The organism is Rhizobium sp. FKL33 (assembly GCF_005222915.1).
In the GTDB taxonomy this organism is placed as follows: domain Bacteria; phylum Pseudomonadota; class Alphaproteobacteria; order Rhizobiales; family Rhizobiaceae; genus Rhizobium_E.
This window is the reverse complement of the sequence record NZ_STFX01000058.1, coordinates 1-1057: the sequence shown is the minus strand read 5'-3', so window position 1 is coordinate 1057 and position 1057 is coordinate 1. Positions and strand designations below refer to the sequence as shown.

At 57.2% G+C, this 1057-nt stretch carries 1 protein-coding gene; it reads left to right on the top strand.

Going from position 1 to position 1057, the window contains the following annotated elements:
• Positions 1–83 precede the first annotated feature (83 nt).
• Positions 84–1041 (top strand): IS630 family transposase gene (locus E8Q41_RS25075; RefSeq protein WP_137158300.1). Its coding sequence is split into 2 segments (ribosomal slippage): positions 84–434 and positions 436–1041, totalling 957 coding nucleotides; the frame shifts between segments, so codons are not numbered across the junction.
• The last annotated feature ends 16 nt before the right edge of the window (positions 1042–1057 follow it).

Sequence of the window (1057 nt, the reverse complement as noted above, 5' to 3'; positions counted from 1 at the left end):
CTAAAGCATCGTACCGAAAACGTGAATCGTTGGGATTTTGAGATTTCCGGTTTTCATGATTCCCTTCTGATTGGAGGTGTTTCATGGGCAAATCACATTCTCAGGATATTCGCGAACGGGTTGTGGCGATGGTTGAGGCAGGACACTCCTGCCGGTCGGCGGCGCGTCGTTTCGCCATTGGTGACAGCACTGCCATTCGCGTGATGCAGCGCCGCCGCAAGACAGGATCATTGTCGCCACCCCGCCAAGGCCGGCCGCCGGGCAGCGGCAAACTTGCGGCCTATCTGTCTTTCCTGGTCGCTCAGGTGGAGCTCAAGCCCGACGTTACCATGCCTGAACTGGCCGACAAACTTTACGAGAAGCATGGCGTTCGGGCTCCTCCTTCGTCGTTGTCGCGTATCCTTGTGGCGGCAGGGTTCACATATAAAAAAAGCCCTGATGGCATCGGAGCGCGCACGCGCGGCGGTCCGACTTGATCGCGACATCTGGATTGCCAAGCGCCAGCCAAGAATGCGACTGGAACCGCATCGTCTTGTCTTCATTGACGAAACTTCGGTCAATACGAAGATGGTGCGGTTGCGCGGTCGTTGCCCGCGTGGTCAAAGGCTGCATATGGATGCACCGTTCGGCCATTGGGGAACCCAGACCTTTATCGCCGGACTGCGATGCTTCGGGCTCACCGCACCATGGATCGTCAACCGCCCCATGAACCGCGCCGCCTTCGATGCCTATATCGAGACCCAGCTCGCGCCCACCCTGTCTCGCGGCGATGTCGTCATCCTCGACAATCTGGCCGTCCACAAAAGCAAAAGAGCCGCAGAAATTCTGCAGGATTACGGCGCATGGTTCCTCTTTCTGCCGCCCTATAGCCCTGACCTCAACCCCATCGAGATGGCATTCTCCAAGATCAAGGCGCATCTCAGAGCTGCGGAAGCGAGGACTTTCGACGCCCTGACAGAAGCCCTCGGTTCAATATGCAACCTCTTCAATCGAGCCGAATGCTGGAACTTCTTCAAAGCGGCAGGATGTGCCCCGGATTAATCGTACGATGCTCTAG